Source organism: Streptomyces sp. NPDC021080 (genome assembly GCF_044333225.1).
Classification (GTDB): Bacteria; Actinomycetota; Actinomycetes; order Streptomycetales; family Streptomycetaceae; genus Streptomyces.
On the sequence record NZ_JBIRQM010000003.1, the window covers coordinates 519,876 to 536,985 of the forward strand.

Annotated in this window: 17 protein-coding genes; 7 read left to right on the forward strand and 10 right to left on the reverse strand. The window is 70.8% G+C overall.

What is annotated here, in order from left to right; all coding sequences use genetic code 11:
* Nucleotides 1-135: 135 nt before the first annotated feature.
* A complete protein-coding gene (locus ACH4S8_RS09580; RefSeq protein ID WP_398392133.1) occupies nt 136-2,649 on the forward strand; it encodes a DEAD/DEAH box helicase in 2,514 nt (837 codons plus the stop codon).
* A gap of 19 nt (nt 2,650-2,668) precedes the next feature.
* Nucleotides 2,669-3,535, forward strand: a complete 867-nt coding sequence (locus tag ACH4S8_RS09585) for an acyl-CoA thioesterase (protein ID WP_398392134.1) — start codon at nt 2,669-2,671, stop codon at nt 3,533-3,535.
* Here the strand turns inward: ACH4S8_RS09585 and ACH4S8_RS09590 are convergent.
* From ACH4S8_RS09590 to ACH4S8_RS09620, 7 genes are all read right to left on the reverse strand, one after another.
* Nucleotides 3,472-4,521 (reverse strand): DUF6397 family protein, encoded by a 1,050-nt coding sequence (locus ACH4S8_RS09590; protein WP_398392135.1) that lies wholly within the window; start codon nt 4,519-4,521, stop codon nt 3,472-3,474. The genes ACH4S8_RS09585 and ACH4S8_RS09590 overlap by 64 nt on opposite strands.
* Nucleotides 4,522-4,648: 127 nt before the next feature.
* Nucleotides 4,649-5,062 carry a roadblock/LC7 domain-containing protein gene (locus tag ACH4S8_RS09595; protein ID WP_398392136.1) on the reverse strand — a complete coding sequence of 138 codons (414 nt, stop codon included), beginning with the start codon at nt 5,060-5,062 and terminating at the stop codon, nt 4,649-4,651.
* Nucleotides 5,063-5,275: 213 nt separating this feature from the next.
* Complete coding sequence (locus ACH4S8_RS09600; protein WP_398392137.1) at nt 5,276-5,881, reverse strand: GTP-binding protein; 606 nt, start codon at nt 5,879-5,881, stop codon at nt 5,276-5,278.
* 193 nt (nt 5,882-6,074) lie between these two features.
* Nucleotides 6,075-6,488 carry a DUF742 domain-containing protein gene (locus tag ACH4S8_RS09605; RefSeq protein ID WP_398392138.1) on the reverse strand — a complete coding sequence of 138 codons (414 nt, stop codon included), beginning with the start codon at nt 6,486-6,488 and terminating at the stop codon, nt 6,075-6,077.
* A gap of 20 nt (nt 6,489-6,508) precedes the next feature.
* Nucleotides 6,509-6,946, reverse strand: a complete 438-nt coding sequence (locus ACH4S8_RS09610) for a roadblock/LC7 domain-containing protein (RefSeq protein ID WP_398392139.1) — start codon at nt 6,944-6,946, stop codon at nt 6,509-6,511.
* Nucleotides 6,943-9,504 carry a nitrate- and nitrite sensing domain-containing protein gene (locus tag ACH4S8_RS09615; protein WP_398392140.1) on the reverse strand — a complete coding sequence of 854 codons (2,562 nt, stop codon included), beginning with the start codon at nt 9,502-9,504 and terminating at the stop codon, nt 6,943-6,945. The genes ACH4S8_RS09610 and ACH4S8_RS09615 overlap by 4 nt, the downstream gene beginning before the upstream one ends.
* Before the next feature lie 61 nt (nt 9,505-9,565).
* Nucleotides 9,566-10,339 carry an MHYT domain-containing protein gene (locus tag ACH4S8_RS09620; RefSeq protein ID WP_398392141.1) on the reverse strand — a complete coding sequence of 258 codons (774 nt, stop codon included), beginning with the start codon at nt 10,337-10,339 and terminating at the stop codon, nt 9,566-9,568.
* Nucleotides 10,340-10,491: 152 nt separating this feature from the next.
* Here ACH4S8_RS09620 and ACH4S8_RS09625 point away from each other — a divergent pair, with 152 nt between their 5' ends.
* On the forward strand, nt 10,492-11,091 hold the full coding sequence (locus ACH4S8_RS09625; protein ID WP_398392142.1) for a class I SAM-dependent methyltransferase: 600 nt from the start codon (nt 10,492-10,494) through the stop codon (nt 11,089-11,091).
* A 27-nt stretch (nt 11,092-11,118) separates the two neighbouring features.
* Here the strand turns inward: ACH4S8_RS09625 and ACH4S8_RS09630 are convergent, their stop codons facing one another.
* Nucleotides 11,119-11,877: an alpha/beta fold hydrolase gene (locus tag ACH4S8_RS09630; RefSeq protein WP_398392143.1), complete on the reverse strand. Its 759-nt coding sequence runs from the start codon at nt 11,875-11,877 to the stop codon at nt 11,119-11,121.
* 110 nt (nt 11,878-11,987) lie between these two features.
* Between ACH4S8_RS09630 and ACH4S8_RS09635 the strand changes: the two genes are divergently transcribed.
* The 3 genes from ACH4S8_RS09635 to ACH4S8_RS09645 all read left to right on the forward strand — a co-directional run bounded on the left by ACH4S8_RS09635 (nt 11,988) and on the right by ACH4S8_RS09645 (nt 13,967).
* Entirely contained in the window at nt 11,988-12,521 is a 534-nt protein-coding gene (locus tag ACH4S8_RS09635) for a PadR family transcriptional regulator (RefSeq protein WP_398392144.1), read from the forward strand.
* Nucleotides 12,522-12,631: 110 nt separating this feature from the next.
* Nucleotides 12,632-12,949, forward strand: a complete 318-nt coding sequence (locus ACH4S8_RS09640; protein ID WP_398392369.1) for a hypothetical protein — start codon at nt 12,632-12,634, stop codon at nt 12,947-12,949.
* A 151-nt stretch (nt 12,950-13,100) separates the two neighbouring features.
* Complete coding sequence (locus ACH4S8_RS09645) at nt 13,101-13,967, forward strand: hypothetical protein (RefSeq protein WP_398392145.1); 867 nt, start codon at nt 13,101-13,103, stop codon at nt 13,965-13,967.
* A 156-nt stretch (nt 13,968-14,123) separates the two neighbouring features.
* On the opposite strand, the gene ACH4S8_RS09650 is transcribed toward ACH4S8_RS09645, so the two are convergent.
* On the reverse strand, nt 14,124-14,306 hold the full coding sequence (locus ACH4S8_RS09650; RefSeq protein WP_103553378.1) for a hypothetical protein: 183 nt from the start codon (nt 14,304-14,306) through the stop codon (nt 14,124-14,126).
* Nucleotides 14,307-14,671: 365 nt separating this feature from the next.
* Here ACH4S8_RS09650 and ACH4S8_RS09655 point away from each other — a divergent pair, with 365 nt between their 5' ends.
* Entirely contained in the window at nt 14,672-16,015 is a 1,344-nt protein-coding gene (locus tag ACH4S8_RS09655; protein WP_398392146.1) for an esterase-like activity of phytase family protein, read from the forward strand.
* Between the two features lie 72 nt (nt 16,016-16,087).
* Here the strand turns inward: ACH4S8_RS09655 and ACH4S8_RS09660 are convergent, their stop codons facing one another.
* Nucleotides 16,088-16,519 (reverse strand): hypothetical protein, encoded by a 432-nt coding sequence (locus tag ACH4S8_RS09660; RefSeq protein ID WP_398392147.1) that lies wholly within the window; start codon nt 16,517-16,519, stop codon nt 16,088-16,090.
* Between the last annotated feature and the right edge of the window lie 591 nt (nt 16,520-17,110).

A 17,110-nucleotide genomic window follows, 5' to 3' on the forward strand; every position in this document is an offset into this window, starting at 1 on the left:
CGCCCCATTTCTCATGTAACGCTGTCCAGTTGCCCGTGCACGCTGACGCGTCACCGGCGCCACAGCGTAGCGGTCGTGATCTTTCCCCGGACATCCGATTCCCCCATCACGTGTATCGACAGGCAAGATGGGGGCGTGACCCTCATCGATCAGCTGCCGCAGACCGCAGACCCCGACGCCCTCTACGAAGCCTTCGAGTCGTGGGCAGGGGAACGCGGTCTCACCCTTTACCCCCATCAGGAGGAGGCGCTGATCGAGGCCGTCTCGGGTGCGAACGTGATCGTCTCGACGCCCACCGGCTCGGGAAAGAGCATGATCGCCGCGGGTGCGCACTTCGCCGCGCTCGCCCGGGACGAGGTCACCTTCTACACGGCGCCGATCAAGGCGCTCGTCTCGGAGAAGTTCTTCGAGCTGTGCAAGCTGTTCGGAACCGAGAACGTCGGCATGCTCACCGGCGACGCCTCCGTGAACGCCGACGCTCCGGTGATCTGCTGCACCGCCGAGGTACTCGCCTCGATCGCGCTGCGCGACGGCAAGCACGCCGACGTCGGTCAGGTCGTCATGGACGAGTTCCACTTCTACGCCGAGGGCGACCGTGGCTGGGCCTGGCAGATTCCGATCCTGGAACTTCCGCAGGCGCAGTTCATCCTGATGTCGGCGACGCTCGGCGACGTCTCGATGTTCGAGAAGGACCTCACGCGCCGCACCGGCCGCCCCACGGCGGTGGTCCGCTCGGCGACCCGGCCCGTCCCGCTCTCCTACGAGTACGTGCTCACCCCGCTGACGGAGACGCTCACCGAACTCCTCGCGACGAAGCAGGCCCCGGTCTACATCGTGCACTTCACCCAGGCGCAGGCCGTGGAGCGGGCGCAGGCGCTGATGAGCATCAACATGTGCACCCGCGAGGAGAAGGACCAGATCGCCGAGCTCATCGGCAACTTCCGGTTCACCACCAAGTTCGGCCGCAACCTCTCCCGCTACGTACGCCATGGAATCGGTGTGCACCACGCCGGCATGCTGCCCAAGTACCGGCGGCTGGTGGAGAAGCTGGCCCAGGCCGGTCTCCTGAAGGTCATCTGCGGCACGGACACCCTCGGTGTCGGTGTCAACGTCCCCATTCGCACGGTGCTGTTCACCGCGCTGACGAAGTACGACGGGACCCGGGTGCGCACGCTGCGCGCCCGCGAGTTCCACCAGATCGCCGGCCGGGCCGGGCGCGCGGGTTTCGACACGGCGGGCTACGTCGTCGCTCAGGCGCCGGAGCACGTCATCGAGAACGAGAAGTCGCTCGCCAAGGCCGGTGACGACCCGAAGAAGCGCCGCAAGGTGGTGCGCAAGAAGGCGCCCGAGGGCTTCGTCGGCTGGACGGACAGCACCTTCGAGAAGCTGATCGCCTCCGATCCCGAGCCGCTGACCTCGCGCTTCCGCGTGACGCACACGATGCTGCTCTCGGTGATCGCACGGCCCGGCAATGCCTTCGAGGCGATGCGGCATCTGCTGGAGGACAACCACGAGCCGCGCAAGCAGCAGCTGCGGCACATCCGCCGGGCCATCGCCATCTACCGCTCGCTCCTCGACGGTGGCATCGTGGAGAAGCTCGACGAGCCCGACCCGACGGGCCGCATCGTGCGGCTGACCGTCGATCTCCAGCAGGACTTCGCGCTCAACCAGCCCCTGTCGACGTTCGCGCTGGCCGCTTTCGACCTGCTGGACCCCGATTCCCCGTCGTACGCCCTGGACATGGTGTCCGTCGTGGAGTCCACGCTGGACGAACCCCGGCAGATCCTCGCGGCCCAGCAGAACAAGGCCCGGGGCGAGGCCGTGGCCGCGATGAAGTCCGACGGCGTGGAGTACGAGGAGCGCATGGAGCGGCTCCAGGAGGTGTCGTACCCCAAGCCGCTGGAGGAACTGCTCTTCCACGCGTACAACACCTACCGCAAGAGCCATCCGTGGGTCGGCGACCACCCGCTGTCGCCGAAGTCCGTCATCCGTGACATGTACGAACGGGCCATGTCCTTCACGGAGTTCGTCTCCTTCTACGAGCTCGCCCGCACCGAGGGCATCGTCCTGCGCTACCTGGCCAGTGCCTACAAGGCCCTTGAGCACACCGTGCCGGACGACCTCAAGTCCGAGGATCTGGAGGACCTGATCGCCTGGCTGGGCGAGCTGGTGCGCCAGGTCGACTCCAGCCTGCTCGACGAGTGGGAACAGCTCGCCAACCCCGAGGTGATGACGGCCGAGGAGGCCCAGGAGAGGGCCGACCAGGTCAAGCCGGTCACTTCGAACGCCCGGGCCTTCCGGGTCCTCGTCCGCAACGCGATGTTCCGCAGGGTCGAGCTGGCCGCTCTGGACAATGTCGACGAACTCGGCGAGATGGACGGCGAATCCGGCTGGGACGCCGACGCGTGGGGCGAGGCGATGGACAAGTACTGGGACGAGTACGAGGACCTCGGTACCGGTCCCGACGCCCGTGGCCCGAAGCTGCTCTCGATCGTGGAGGAGCCGCAGAACGGCCTGTGGCGCGTCCGGCAGACCTTCGCGGACCCGAACGGCGATCACGACTGGGGCATCAGCGCGGAGGTCGACCTCACGGCCTCGGACGCCGAGGGCCGTGCCATCGTCAAGGTCACCGACGTCGGACAGCTGTGAGCACAGGAGAATCCCACCGATGACGAACCCGGCCGAGAGGCTCGTCGATCTGCTCGACCTGGAGCAGATCGAGGTCAACATCTTCCGCGGCCGCAGCCCGCAGGAGTCGCTGCAGCGGGTCTTCGGCGGCCAGGTGGCGGGCCAGGCACTGGTCGCCGCCGGCCGCACCACCGAGGGCGACCGGCCGGTGCACTCGTTGCACGCGTACTTCCTGCGTCCGGGGCGGCCGGGCGTCCCGATCGTGTACCAGGTCGAACGGGTTCGGGACGGGCGGTCGTTCACCACGCGCCGGGTCACCGCGGTGCAGCAGGGCCGCACGATCTTCAACCTGACCGCCTCCTTTCACAAGCCCGAGGAAGGGAGCTTCGAGCATCAACTGCCGCCGGCCCGCGAGGTGCCGGACCCCGAGTCCCTGCCGACGGTGACGCAGGAGATCAAGGAGCATCTGGGCGCTCTGCCCGAAGCGCTGGAGCGTATGGCGCGGCGCCAGCCGTTCGACATCCGCTATGTGGACCGGCTGCGCTGGACTCCCGAGGAGACCAAGGGCGCCGAGCCGCGCAGCGCTGTGTGGATGCGTGCCGTCGGTCCGCTGGGCGACGACCCGCTGGTGCACACGTGCGCTCTCACCTACGCGAGCGACATGACGCTCCTGGACGCCGTCCGCATTCCGGTGGAGCCGCTGTGGGGACCGCGCGGTTTCGACATGGCCTCACTGGACCACGCCATGTGGTTCCACCGGCCGTTCCGCGCGGACGAGTGGTTCCTGTACGACCAGGAGTCGCCGATCGCGACGGGCGGCCGCGGTCTGGCCCGCGGGCGTATCTACGATCTCGAAGGACGCCTGCTCGTCTCGGTCGTGCAGGAGGGACTGTTCAGAGCGCTGTAGGCGGACTCGTCAGGGCTCCTTCGGCGCAGCCAGGTGAGCAGCCTTCGTGACCGCGCGGCCCCCTGTGGGGTGAGCGGGACATCCGCACCGGCAGGTCGTTCTCGCGTGGCGCACGAAGTGCCGACCGGTGTCTTCCGGGCCGCCGGTCGTACAGCCCTCGTCGGCCGGACGGCCGACGAGGCGGACGTGAGGGCCGGGGCGGTTGAGGGGGCCGGGCGGGGTGCGGGGCGGCTCTCCCTGGCTTCCAGAACGCTCTGGCCCAGGTCGGACCTGAGCCAGCCGATCTCGTCCGGGTCGTCCGCCGTGGTGATGCGTTCGGCGATCCGGGCACCGGGCGAGTCCGGCGCGGCCTGTGAAACAGGCGCGGGCCGAAGGCGGTTGAGATGGGCGCGTTCGTACGGGTCCTCGACGATCTCGGCCACGTGGACGGGGTCGAGCAGGGACGCGACCACCGCGGCACGGGCCCAGGGATCCTCGGTCTGCCTCAGCAGGAACCCCATGTGGCGGCCACGCCAGTTGCGCGGACGAAGGTCGAGGCCTTCGTGCAGCTGATCCCGGAGGCCCTCGGGTGTCCGGCCGCTCAGCAGCGGCGCGTTCTGCTCGTCGGTCGCGAACTGCCGTAGTTCCTCGGCGAGGTAGAGCCAGACGACGACCCTGTACCGGTTGAGATAGAACTTGACCGGCGCCACCAGTCCCAGGCGTGCGAGGCGGGTGAACCGGGTGGTCGTGACGCCCATGAGAGCGGCGCCCTCCGTGGTGCCGACGGCCTTCACCCGCTCACGCAACACCTCCGGGAAACCGGGCTCGGCTCGCACCCGGTCGATCTCCTCACGGGTGATCCGGCGTCCTCCGCCTCCCTCGTCGGGAACCGAGCGCACACAGCCGAGGTGCAGGGCCAGGCCGAACTCGCCTCGCCTGAGTTCCAGTTCCCGTGCGGCCCGGCTGAGCGAGAGGGCGGCGGACTGCGTGATGGTCGTCCCGGACATGACGGTCTCCCCTGTGGTGTGGAAGGCTCGCGCCGGTGTGCGCTCGCCCCGGGAAAAACCGTATCCGGCTTGTCCGACATCGTGGCGAGCCTGTGGAAAACCTCGGCCACGGCGACGTATCAGCAGGTCACAGGTCCGAAACGGGCTTGCCTTCCGGTTGCCGCGCGTCCACGCGAAGGTGTTCGCCGACACGGTTCACCAACAGCGTCATCTCGTAGGCGACCTGCCCGATGTCCGCCTCCGCCCCGCTGAGAACGGACAGACAGCTCCCCGAGCCGGCCGCGGTGACGAACAGCACCGCGTCGTCGAACTCGACCATCGTCTGCCGTACCTGCCCGGCGCCGAAATGACGGCCGGAGCCCTTGGCCAGACTGTGGAGTCCCGACGACACCGCGGCGAGGTGTTCCGCGTCCTCGCGTCGCAGTCCCGTGCTCGCGCCCGTCACCAGCCCGTCGTTGGACAGCACCAGTGCGTGCCGTACGTGCTCGACGCGCTCGGTGAGGTCGTCCAGCAGCCAGCCGAGTCCCGTGTTCTGTCCCATGATCCGCTCTCCCCGTGTGCCGTTCCCCCTGGCCGGAGGATTCGACCAGCAAGCCTTCCCCACAGCTGGCGTCCGGGCAAGGCGGACGGGTGGCATGGCAGAGAAGATGGCCGACGAGCAGGTGCGAGGGCCGCCTCGCGGGGAAGCCCTGCGACGGTGCCGGAGCTCCGGACGGTGCGGACGCGGACATCCGGCCGGAGACAGCGGACAGCGTCAGCCGACGGATTCGAGCAGCCGGGCCGTGTACACCCTCCCGGCGTACTCCACGAGCCGGATCAGCACCTCCTTCCCGGAGTCGCGGTCGCGGGCGTCGCAGAGGACGACCGGCGTACCCCGGTCGAGGTCGAGGGCGCGGGAGACGTCCTGGACCCCGTACGTGCGAGCGCCCGGGAAGCAGTTGACAGCCACCACGAAGGGAATCCGGCGGTGCTCGAAGTAGTCCACCGCCGGGAAGCAGTCCTCGAGCCGCCGGGTGTCGGCGAGGACGACAGCGCCCAGAGCACCCGTCGACAACTCGTCCCACAGGAACCAGAAGCGGTCCTGGCCGGGAGTCCCGAAGAGATAGAGCGAGAGGCCGGAACGAATGGTGATCCGTCCGAAGTCCATGGCCACGGTCGTGGTGATCTTCTGGCCCACGCCGTCGGTGTCGTCGACCGGCCGGCCGGCCTCGCTCAGCAGCTCTTCGGTGCGCAGCGGCCGGATCTCGCTGACCGCGCCCACCAGCGTGGTCTTCCCCACGCCGAACCCGCCGGCTACCAGTATCTTCAGCGCCAGGGCGGTCGGGTCGCCACCCGTGACGTCGGAGTTCTCGGAGACCATCGATCACTTCCCTCGAAAGTGCCGGCGCCTGCCGGCATCGGTGCGTCGGTACGGGTGTGCGAAGCCAGCATCATGACAACCACGGCTCCGCCGGGCGGGGTCGGACCGCACATTGCCCCTTTGCACCGGAACGCGCCCGTTCCATGCCCAGGAGTGAGCGCGAAAGGCTGTGACGCCGATCGGTGTGGATCACCTAGAGCGCCCTCAGTCCCTCGATCACCTCGCGAAGAATCCGCTCGTCCGGAAGGTGCGCGGGCGGCACCGGGCGGCTGACGACGACGCGGCCGCGTTCCAGGAGGTCGCCCAGGAGCACTCTGACGACACCCACGGGAAGGCCGGTGCCCGCGGCCAGTTCGGCGACCGACAGGGTCTCGGCACGGCACAGTTCAATCAGGTTCCGGTGCTCCGGGCCGAGCGAGCCGTCCTCGTCGGCTTCCGGCGCCGCCCTGTCGAGCGCGACCAGGGCGATCAGATCGAAATGTGTCCCGGCCGGACCGGCCTTGGTGCGGCCGCCCGTCACGGCGTAGGGGCGGACGAGCGGTCCCGCCTCCTGGTCGTACCACTGGCTGCCCGGCCGCGACGGGTTGCCCGGTGTGTCCTCGGTCATCTGTCCAGGCCGTCCTCGGGTCATCCTGCCGCGGGCGGCTGTGCGGAGGTCCGGGGCGGGGCGTGAAGGTGCTCGCCGACACGCCTGACCAGAAGCGCCATCTCGTACGCCACGAGGCCGATGTCGGCGGTGACGGCGGTCAGGAGGGCAAGGCACGAACCGTCCCCCGCCGCGGCCACGAACAGGAAGCCCTCGTCCATCTCCACCATCGTCTGGCGGACCCCGCCCGCACCGAAGTGGCGTCCCGCTCCCTTGGCCAGGCTGTGGAATCCGGAGGCCACGGCCGCGAGGTGTTCGGCGTCCTCGCGGCGCAGACCGGTGGACGCACCGACCGCCAGTCCGTCGTTCGACAGCACCACGGCGTGCCGTACCTCGGTCACGCGCAGCACCATGTCGTCCAGCAGCCAGTCGAGTTCGCCGGAGCGCTGGGCTCTGCCCGTACTCGGGTCCTGGATCATGAGGGGTCTCCTTCGCTGCTGTCACTGCCCGCGTCGGGGTCAGGGGGTGAGCCGATACCGGGTGGCCGGCCGCCGCGTGCCCAGCCGGCCCGGTACGCGGTCATGCGCGTCCGGACGAGTTCCGGTGTGCGCTCGTCGTCCGCCGGGGGCGTCCGGGGTTCCGCCGGTTCCTCGGTGCGCTGCTCCCGCAGTTGGGGGGCGAGGCTCGCCTGGCGGACCCGGCGGGGAAGTTCACCGGAGCCCGCCGAGTCCTCCTGGGGACGCTGCGGACGAAGCGGCACGGCTCCCACGGGCGCGTTCTCCCGCGGACCGCCCGCCGATGGCAGTGTCGCCCGTGGCCCGTTCACCCGTTCCTCGGCAGCCCTCGGCCGTGGCGGGACCAGTGCGGGCCGCCGGTCGACGGCTTGGATGGCTTGGACGGCTTCGCGCTCCGGAGTAACCGGCACGCGCGCGTACTCCCGATCCAGCAGCCCGTCCCCGTCGGCCTCGCGGAGGGAACGTTCCGCCGGGCCGTCGTGCAGCAGTGCCGTGGGCAGCAGTACGACCGCGGTCGTGCCCCCGTAGGGCGAGGTCTGCAGGTGCACCTTGATGCCGTGCCGAGCCGAGAGTCTGCTGACCACGAAGAGGCCCAGCCGGTCGCTGTCGTACAAGTCGAGTGCCTCGGACCGCTCGATGCGCAGGTTGGCCTCGGCGATCCGCTCCTTGCCCATGCCCAGTCCCCGGTCCTCGACCTCGATCGCGTAGCCGTTCGCGACCGGTTCTCCGGTGATCCGCACTCTGGTGTGCGGGGGCGAGAACTGGGCGGCGTTCTCGACGAGTTCCGCAAGGAGGTGGGTGAGGTCGGCGACCGCCGCGCCGACCACGGCCGTCTCGGGGAACTGCCGTACCTCCACGCGCGCGTAGTCCTCGACTTCGGAGACCGCCGCCCGGACCACGTTCGTGAGCGGGACGGGCCTTCGCCACGCCCGCCCGGGCGCGGCTCCGGAAAGGATGATGAGACTCTCCGCGTGACGTCTCATCCGCGTGGTGAGGTGGTCGAGCCGGAACAGGTCGCTCAGCTCGTCCGGGTCTTCGGACCTGCGCTCCATGGCGTCCAGGAGGTTCAGCTGGCGGTGCACCAGTACCTGGCTGCGGCGAGCGAGATTCACGAAGACCCCGGAGATGCCACCGGCCAGCTCCGCGCGCTCGACCGCGGCGTGCAGGGCGGCTCGGTGCACGGTGTTCAGCGCCTGGGCGACCTGTCCGGTCTCGTCCTCCGACGGCCGTCCCGGCGGGGCCTCGTCGTCCACGTCGACCGCCTCGCCCGCGCGCAGTCGGCGCATGGCCGCGGGAAGCTTCCGACGGGCGATGTCCAGGGCGCCGTCGCGCAGTGCCACGAGTTCCACGACGAGGTCGCGTCCGATGCGCACGGAGATGATCAGTGAGGCGATGACGGCGGCGAGACCGAAGAGGACCGCGGCACCGGCCGGGGTGAGCAGGGCGTGCCCGAGCGGGTCCGTGGCATCCGCGGCACCACGGCCCGCGTCCGCCTCGACCGTGCGCATTCCGTCACTCACCCGCTCGTGAGCGATGCTCCAGGCGGCCTCCGGCGCGGCATCGAGGGCCTTGGTGCCGGGGCGCGAGGCGAGCACCCTGTCCTCGACGGCGCGCACGTCGTCGTACGCGCTTCCCTCCACGAGGTCGTTCCAGGCGGTTCGTTCGGGCCCGCCCAGATCCGGAGTCGCCACGTCCGTCAGAGTGCGGCGGGTGTCCACGGCCCCCGTGAACAGCCGCAGCCGCTCGCCGTCGAGGGTTCCGGCCAGCCGGGCCCCGCCGAGCACGGCGTCCTCCTGGGCGAGCGCCTCCCCCGCCCGGGAGAACTCGAGCAGGACACGAACGTCGGAGCGCAGATCCGCTCCGGAGACGCCCGTGAGCGCTCCGTCGACACCGAACGCCGTCGAAATGGTCCTGGTGTACTCGCCGTAGGCCTCGTCCCATCCGGTACGGCGGTCCAGTACGCCGGTGCGCAGCGACCGCAGTCGCTCCGCGTCGGCGACGAAGGCGGAGAGGCGTCCGGCGACCCCGGCGGGCAGGTCCGCGCCGTCGGCGACGGTGTTGTGGTTCCCCACGCGGAGCTTCGCCACGGCGCGGTCGGTGAGCCGCGAGAGGTCCTTGTAGTCGCTCGGTGGCACCGTGGCGGGGTCGGTCGCGTAACGGACCGCTTCCGCGCGTTCCGCCTGGAGCGCCGTGACCGCGGCGTCGACGGGGGCCCGGACCGTCAAGTCCACGCGCTGCGACTGCCGGAGCCGCGCGATGTCCTGCGCCGTGCTCACGGTGGCGTAGGCCCACAGGGCGAGCAGGGAGACGATGGGCACCATCAGCAGGCTGACGATCTTGGCCCGGACTGTACGGGGCCGGAGGCGCCACCGTCCCGTGCTCGTGAGCGCTTCCGGCAGAGGTCCGGCGAGGGGATCGTCGATGTCCGCGCGCTCGTCGGCCGGAGGGCCCGCGTGCGCGCGACGACCGCGCAGCGGCGGTGGCGGGGAGCCGGCTGTGGTGGTCCTGCGGGGTGTACGCATGGCCTCCTCGATCGGAGAGGTTCGGGGCGTGCGTCCGGGCCGCGCGGCTGCGGCAGCGGCTTCAGCTGGCGACGCCCTCGGCCGGCCGCCGGGACGGCGCGGACGCTTCGTTCCGCCCGGACATCGGGGACAGCGCGACGAACGCCGCCGTGAGGAAGAGGTAGGACCCGAGTCCGACGGCGAGGGGGAAGATGAACTGCATCGCCATGGCACCGGAGAGTGCGTCGGCCGAGGGTCTGACGCGGACACTCACGGCCGTCATTCCGGTGTAGTGCATGCTGCTCACCGCGCCGCCCATGACGAGGGAGGCGACGGCGACCGCCACGGGGGATCTGATGGAGAGTGCGGCCCACAGGGCGGCGGTCGCAGCGATCACGGCGATCACGACGGAGAGGGCGACGAGTGCCGGGACGTAGCGCACCTGGCCGTGCAGCCGCAGCGCCGCCATGCCGATGTAGTGCATGCTCGCCACGCCGACCCCGGTGGTGAGCCCACCGAGCGCGAGCGAGCGGCGCCGGTCACGGCCGTAGCCGACGGCGAAGAGGCCCGCGCCGACGACGGACATGGCGACCAGCAGGCTGAGGATCGTCAGGGGCACGTCGTAGCGGATCTCCGTGCCGGTGACACCGAAGCCGAGCATCGCCACGAAGTGCATCGTCCAGATTCCCGTGCCGATCGCGGAGGCCGCGGTGAGCAGCCAGTTGCGACGCGACCGTCCGGTGGCGTCGAGTCCGCGGACCGTGCAGCGCAGCCCCAGGGCGGAGCCCGTGCAGGCCATCGCGTACGACAGTACGGGGGTCAGCCAGCCGAAGGCGGCGTGGTCCAGGTGTCCCATGGCCCTGGGACGCTAGTGCGCGCTGGGGCGCACAACTGGGGCGCATTTCGAAAGCTGTTGCAAAGTGGCGAAGAGGTGCTCCCGAGCGATCGCACCGGGCTCGAACGTGTGCGCCGCGTCATCCTTCATGTCGGTGAGAGATCATGCGGCACATGAGCGACGACCACACACACGTCCAGGAGTTCTTCGGCGCGCGCGCCGCCGACTGGGACAGCCGTTTCCCCGACGACGGGCCCGCGTACGCGGCCGCGGTGGCGCTGATGCGGTTGCACACGGGTGACCGTGTGCTCGACGCGGGCTGCGGCACCGGGCGTGCCCTGCCGCCGCTGCGAGCGGCCGTCGGCGGCACCGGGGTGGTCGTCGGAGCCGATCTGACCCCGGCCATGCTGGAGGCCGCGGTCCGGGCCGGACGGGACCGCGACGGGCGCCTGCTGCTGGCCGATGTCACCGCGCTGCCGCTGCGTACGGAGTCGCTGGACGCGGTGTTCGCGGCCGGGCTCGTCGCGCACCTGCCGAACCCGGCCGAGAATCTGGTGGAGTTGGCCCGGGTGGTACGGCCCGGCGGCACGCTGGCCCTCTTCCACCCGATCGGCCGGGCGGCCCTGGCGGCCCGCCAGGGCCGGCAGATCACTTCGGACGACCTGCGCGCCGAGCACAATCTGGGTCCCCTGCTGGCCGGTTCGGGCTGGGACATGACCTCGTACGTGGACGAGGACGCCCGCTTCCTCGCGCTGGCCGCGCGCCGGGGATGACCGCCGCCCCCATGCGGTGAAGGGCCGTCAGGCCATGCCGGCGACGGCTGCCGCGAACGCGTCGGGGTTGTCGAACATGATGTTGTGTCCGGCACCCGGCACGGTCACGACACGCACCCCTGCCGCTTCCAGGCCTTCCGCGCCCGGCAGTTCGCCGCTGAGCCCGCCCTGAAGGTAGGCACGCTCCATCGTCAGCCCGAGGAGCATCTGGCGCATCGTCGGGGTGGTGCCATGGACCAGTCCCGTCGCCGAGCGGTGCAGGGCGCGTGGATCGGCGAGCCTCATGGTCGCGGCCCAGAGGTGGCCGACCTTTTCGAGCACGCGCGCGTGACCGCCGTTCTCGACGTAGTCGTCCTCGTCGTAGGAGGCGATGCCGCTGCTGCCCGCGGTGACCGTGGGGTGCGGATCGAGGTTGGCCTCCACGAGGACGAGCCGGGAGACGAGTTCGGGGCGGCGATGGGCGAGCACGATCGCGACCGAGCCGCCCATGCTGTGTGCGACGAGTTCCGCCCCGGTGACCTCGGCCGCGTCCAGGGCTGCCGCCAGAGCCGTGGCGTGGTCCTCCAGGGTATAGCCGAAGCCGGCGGGCCGGTCGCTGATGCCGTGGCCGGGCAGGTCGACGAACAGGGTGCGCCGACCCGCCAGTTCGGGCCGGGCCGCGATGTGGGCGTTGTAGACCGTCGAGGCCGACCCCAGACCGTGGACGTACACGCGCGCGGGCCCGTCGCCCGCCGCCTCCGTCCAGCGGATCATGCTTCCCCTGCCGTCGAACTCGGTCTGCCGCACAGCGCTCTCCCCCTGTTGCCGTTCTCGCGTTTTCCACAGCCAGAAGAGAATACATCGGTTTCGAGGTATAGCAGAGGCGATGTACAGCGCGGATGCGACAGAATGTGGACATGCTGGAGCTGGCCATCCTCGGATTTCTGTACGACACCCCGCTGCACGGCTATGAGCTGCGCAAACGCATCACCGCACTGACGGGGCACGTGAAGCCGGTGGCGGAGAGCACGCTGTATCCCGCGATCAAGCGGCTGGAGAGCGCGCAGCTGCTGGAACGGGCCACACAGCCCGGCTCGGTGGCCGCCCCGCGTCACGTCCTGACGCTCACCGAGGAGGGCGGGCACGAACTGCGCCGACGGCTCGCGGAACCGTCACGGCGGGACATCACGGACGAGAACCGCTGGTTCACGGTGCTCGCCTTCCTGAGGCATCTGCAGGACCCCGAGACCCAGGCCGCCGTGCTGCGCCGCAGGCTGGCCTTCCTGGAGGAACCCGCGAGCTTCTTCTACGACGGCGACCGGCCACTGCGGGCCGAGGAGCTGGACGACCCCTTCCGGCGCGGCATCCTCACCATCGCGCGGGCCACCAGCCAGGCCGAACTGGCCTGGCTGCGGAGCACTCTCGAAGGACTCGCCACGGCCGGTCGGTGAGACGGAGGTTCCGCTTCACCGGGCCGCCCCTCTTCTGTTGCCGCGCCTCCATCTCTACGTTGAGTAGCAGCAACCGCACGATCGGCGACCACGCAGGGGATGGTGACCGGATGTCCGGCATGTTCGGCAGGCTCCGCTCGATCGGGCGCAGGACCACGGCGGCGCGGCCCGGGGAGTCCCCGCGGGAGGCGGCTCTGAAGGAGAGAAAGCGCACATACAACCTCTTCGAGGCGGCCGCGGTGTACGTGGCCGCGTGCGCGGTCGACGACCAGGAGCGGATCGACGAGGCAGCCGCCTGGGTGTCGCCCGAGGCCTTGTCGTTCGGGGTGAACGAGCTGGCCTGCCGGGCAGTTGTCGCTCTCGCCCGGGAGCGCGACGAGTCGCCGCAGGCGGTCGCCCGGACCCTGCTCGGGTTGCCCGCGGCCTGACCGGGTGGGCCCGCGGCCTCGCCGGGGGCGCGCGAGGGCGATTCGTCCTTTCCAGCCGGATAGCTGCAGCTCCGCACGGGTTTCGGGCCCGTGACAAGCGCCTTCCCGTCGCTTAGGGTGCGCCGACAGATGGAGCGATCGGGAGGCTGGAATGGCCGGGACGGACGAAGACGCCGTCGCCACCGGGGACGACGACGCGCTGTATGTGCTGACGGCGGTGCTGCTGACGCCGGCGAAGTTTCCCAGCGTGCTCGGTGACGACTACCCAGAGGCCTGCGCGACGCTCGACCTCGCGCCTCTCTCGGAGGGGTACGGGCTGGTGCTCGGCCAGGACGGGGAGGGCGCGCGCTGGACCGTCGTCATCGACGACGTCTCCCTGGTCGCGGTCGCCATCGCGTCCTGGGACTGCGGGATGGAGCACGAGCTGTCGCCCCCCGAGCGGACGGTCGTCGCCGCGCTGCCCGGCTGGCCTCTCGAGGTCGCCGTCTCGGCTCCCGGCGTGCCCGCTCCGCACGATCCGGCGGCCGAGCTCACGGAGCGGCCTCCGCTCAGTCCGCCGGACACGACCACCTGGGGACCCGCCCAGCGGCGCCTCGGCGCGGACGAGATCGCGCTCCAGTGGGCGACGTGGCGCGAGCAGATCGACGACAGCGACTTCGCACCCTCGGAGGGCGCCGACGGCACCTCCGGCGACGTCGAGGACTCTCAGGGCCAGGACGAGAAGGAGGGCAAGGACGGGAAGGCCGTGAACCGTGCCGGCATCCGCCGCGTTCTCGCCGAGGCCCGCTCGTACGTGGACACACCGCCCCCGCTGGGCCGTGTCCGCTCGTCCTTCGCCACGGGCGACGCACGCACCCTGCGGGCCGACGGCCCCGGCTGGTCACTCGTCGCCAGGACCGACGACATCGCGTTCGTCCTGCTCGACGAGGAACCCGGCGAGGTCCTGCCCGTCGGTCGCGGACCGGAGCTGCCCGACCTCCTGGAGGCCCTGGACAAGATGGCGGTCCGTCCCAGCTGAGTGACCGCGTCACGCGGAATCCCGGTGACCGGCCCTCGGCCGGTCCCTTGCTTCAGTTGCGTCGGTCCCTCCGGCTCTCACCAGCACCGGTGAGAGCCGGAGGGACCGACAACGGACGGATCGCCGTCGGACGGCTCACCGTCGGGCAGTCACTCCTCAGCGACCGAGTTCCTTGCGGGTGACACGGCGCAGCCTGCGCCGCTGCGAGGGGTCCAGCGCCAGATACGCGGCCGCCGGAACTCCCAGCACGATCAGGAAGGCGGCCCACCAGGGCAGCCAGATCCACAGAATCAGGCCGACCGCCACACCTCCTGCGGCGATCTTCGCGTTCTTCGACATGTGTCGCCTCCTCCGCGGCTGCTGCCGCTCTCTGTCCTGAGAACGGGTCCCCGTGTCCCACAGTTCCGGACCGTGACCCTGATACGTCCCTGACCCGCGCCCCCTAGTCAACCCTGAGAGGCCCCGACGACGGAGCCCACCGGGCACAGGAACCGGGGCACCGGACAGACCCGCCTCCCAGCAGTGCGCGAACAGGGGCCGCCGGGCCCGTGGAGCCGACGGTGAGAACCCGTCAACCGCCCGCGCCACGGCCGAGGGAGACCCGATGATTGGTTGACGCACGGCGTTCACCCCCACGTCGCGATCCGTTCGGCGTCAGGGCCAACTCTGTCCGCTGTCAACGTACTTGTGACTCAGGAGGCCTGATGTCCCCGCATGTCGCCGGCAAGCGCCGCATCCCCCGCTCCGTCGCCCTGGGCGTGCCGCTGGCCGTGCTGGCCGCCTTCGTGACGACCGGCACCGCGGGCGCGACGTCCGGACCCGCGCAGCTGCGGGTGACGCTCACCGCGACGCTCGGAGACATCCCTCTCGGCGCCTTCAGCAACGCGCTGCTGCCCGGCACGGTGGACAACGACCGTGGTGTCGATCTCGGCGGCATCGGCAGCGACATCTACCCTGCCGGACGCAAGGGCGAGTTCTGGACGGTCACCGACCGGGGGCCCAACGGCCAGATCAAGGTGGACGGCAAGAAGCGGCGGACGTTCCCGGTTCCGGGCTTCGACCCGGCGATCGTGAAGATCCGGGTCTGCGGTGACACCGTGAAGGTGATCGGCTCGATCCCGATCACCACGACGTCGGGCAAGCCGGTCACCGGACTGTCCGACCAGGCGGGACGCGACGAGGCGCCCTACTCCTACGACGCGCAGACGCCCCTCGCGTACAACCCGAACGGCCTGGACACCGAGGGCATCGTGCGGGCGAAGGACGGCTCGTTCTGGCTCGTCGACGAGTACGGCCCGTCGCTGGTCCATGTCTCCGCGCGCGGGAAGGTCCTCGCGCGTTATGTTCCCGAAGGTCTCGACCTGACCGGCGCGGACTACCCGGTCGTCGAGGCACTGCCCGCCGTTCTGCTCCACCGCAAGACCAACCGCGGGCTCGAAGGGCTCGCCCAGCTCCCCGACGGGGACCTGGTGATGGCGTTGCAGAGCCCGCTCTCTCTGCCCGACGCGAACGCGGGCGACGCGTCGCGGAACACGCGGCTGCTGCGCTTCTCCCCCGAGAAGCGCGCCGTGACCGCCGAGTACGCGTACCGCTTCGACCCGGTGAACGTGGTCGACCCGAGCGAGGACGACACGTCCGAGCTGAAGATCTCCTCCGTGGTGGCCGTCGGCGGCGACCGGCTGCTCGTCGAGGAGCGCACCGACAAGACGGCCCGTCTGCAGTCGGTACGGCTCACGCGGGGCGCGGACATCCTCGGCGGCCCGTGGGACAGCGACACCACGTCGCCCTCGCTGGAGCAGCTGGACGACCCGGCGTCGGCCGGCGTTCCGGTGCTGGCGAAGCGTCTGGTCGTCGACCTGGGGACCGTCACGGGGGTGCCCGGCAAGATCGAGGGTGTCGCGCGCGTGGACCACGGCACTCTCGCCCTCATCAACGACAACGACTTCGGGATGACCGACGGGGCGAGTGCCTTCGACGCGCAGGGGCGGCTCGTGGACAGCGGCATCGAGACGACCGTCACCTATGTGCGGCTGCCGCGCGGGATCTGATTCCGGAACCCCTTCGGCTTCAGCGCGGCACGCGTGCGTGGACGGTGGACAGCGGCCACGCACGCGTGCGGCTCACTTCAGCGGCCCGGTGAGCTTGTGCGCGTCCTCGCCGACGCCCGCGGCCAGGCTGCACGCGACCTTGTCGATCCCGGTCCCGTAGGTCCCGGTGTCCGGGTACTGCACGAGGGTGTCGCGCACCGTGCCGGCGGCCTGGCCGGCCGCTCTGCGCTCCAGGGGAGCCTTGCACAGCGCGGACGCGGCCTTCTTGAGGGCCGCGTCCGTCGTGTAGGTGCCGTTGAGTTCGGTGACCTTCACGACCTCGGCGTCGTGCGGCTGGGTGCACTTGCGCTTGGCGGCCTGCCCGGGCCGGGCATCGTCCGCGTCGAAACAATCGCCCTCCCGGAGCAGGTAGTAGGGCACCTCGTCGTCGGCGAGGGACGGGAAGAGAGACCGCAGGTCACTGGGAAACAGCCCGCTGGGCAGGTCCGAGGGGAGCGACGGCACGACCGTGGGCAGGCTTGAGGGAAGCGACGGAAATCCGGACGGGAGGCTCGGCGACGGACTCGGCGACCGCCCCGTGCTCCCGGTCCCGGGGGACTTCTCGCCGTTGCCGCCGCCACCCGTGCCCGCCACGGCAACGGCGACGATGACGCCTGCACCGACGATCACCGCGATGGCGAGGAGCAGGCCGACGCGGCGCCGCCCTCCGCGGTGACCGTCGGGCCCGTCGGGCGGCCCGGACGGTGGTCCCGGCGGCGGTCCGGACGGCGGCGGTGGCGGCCACCCCCCGGCGCCCTGCCAGGGGGGCCGGCCGCCCCCCTGCGCCGGTGAACTGTAGTCCCCGGAGGGAAAGCCGTCACCACCCGGAGGAGGGCCGTAACCACCGGAGGACGGAGGGCCATAGCCCCCCGACGGCGGCGGACCATAACCGCCCGAGGAGGGAGGACCGTAGCCGCCCGAGGACACAGGGCCGTACCCGCCGGACGACGGAGGACCGTAGCCCCCCGGGCGCGGGCCTTGGGCATCACCCTCGGGAGGGTGCGTTTCTCCCCGCGAACGCGGGGGCTGAGACGGTTCCGGCGGCATGGCCATACC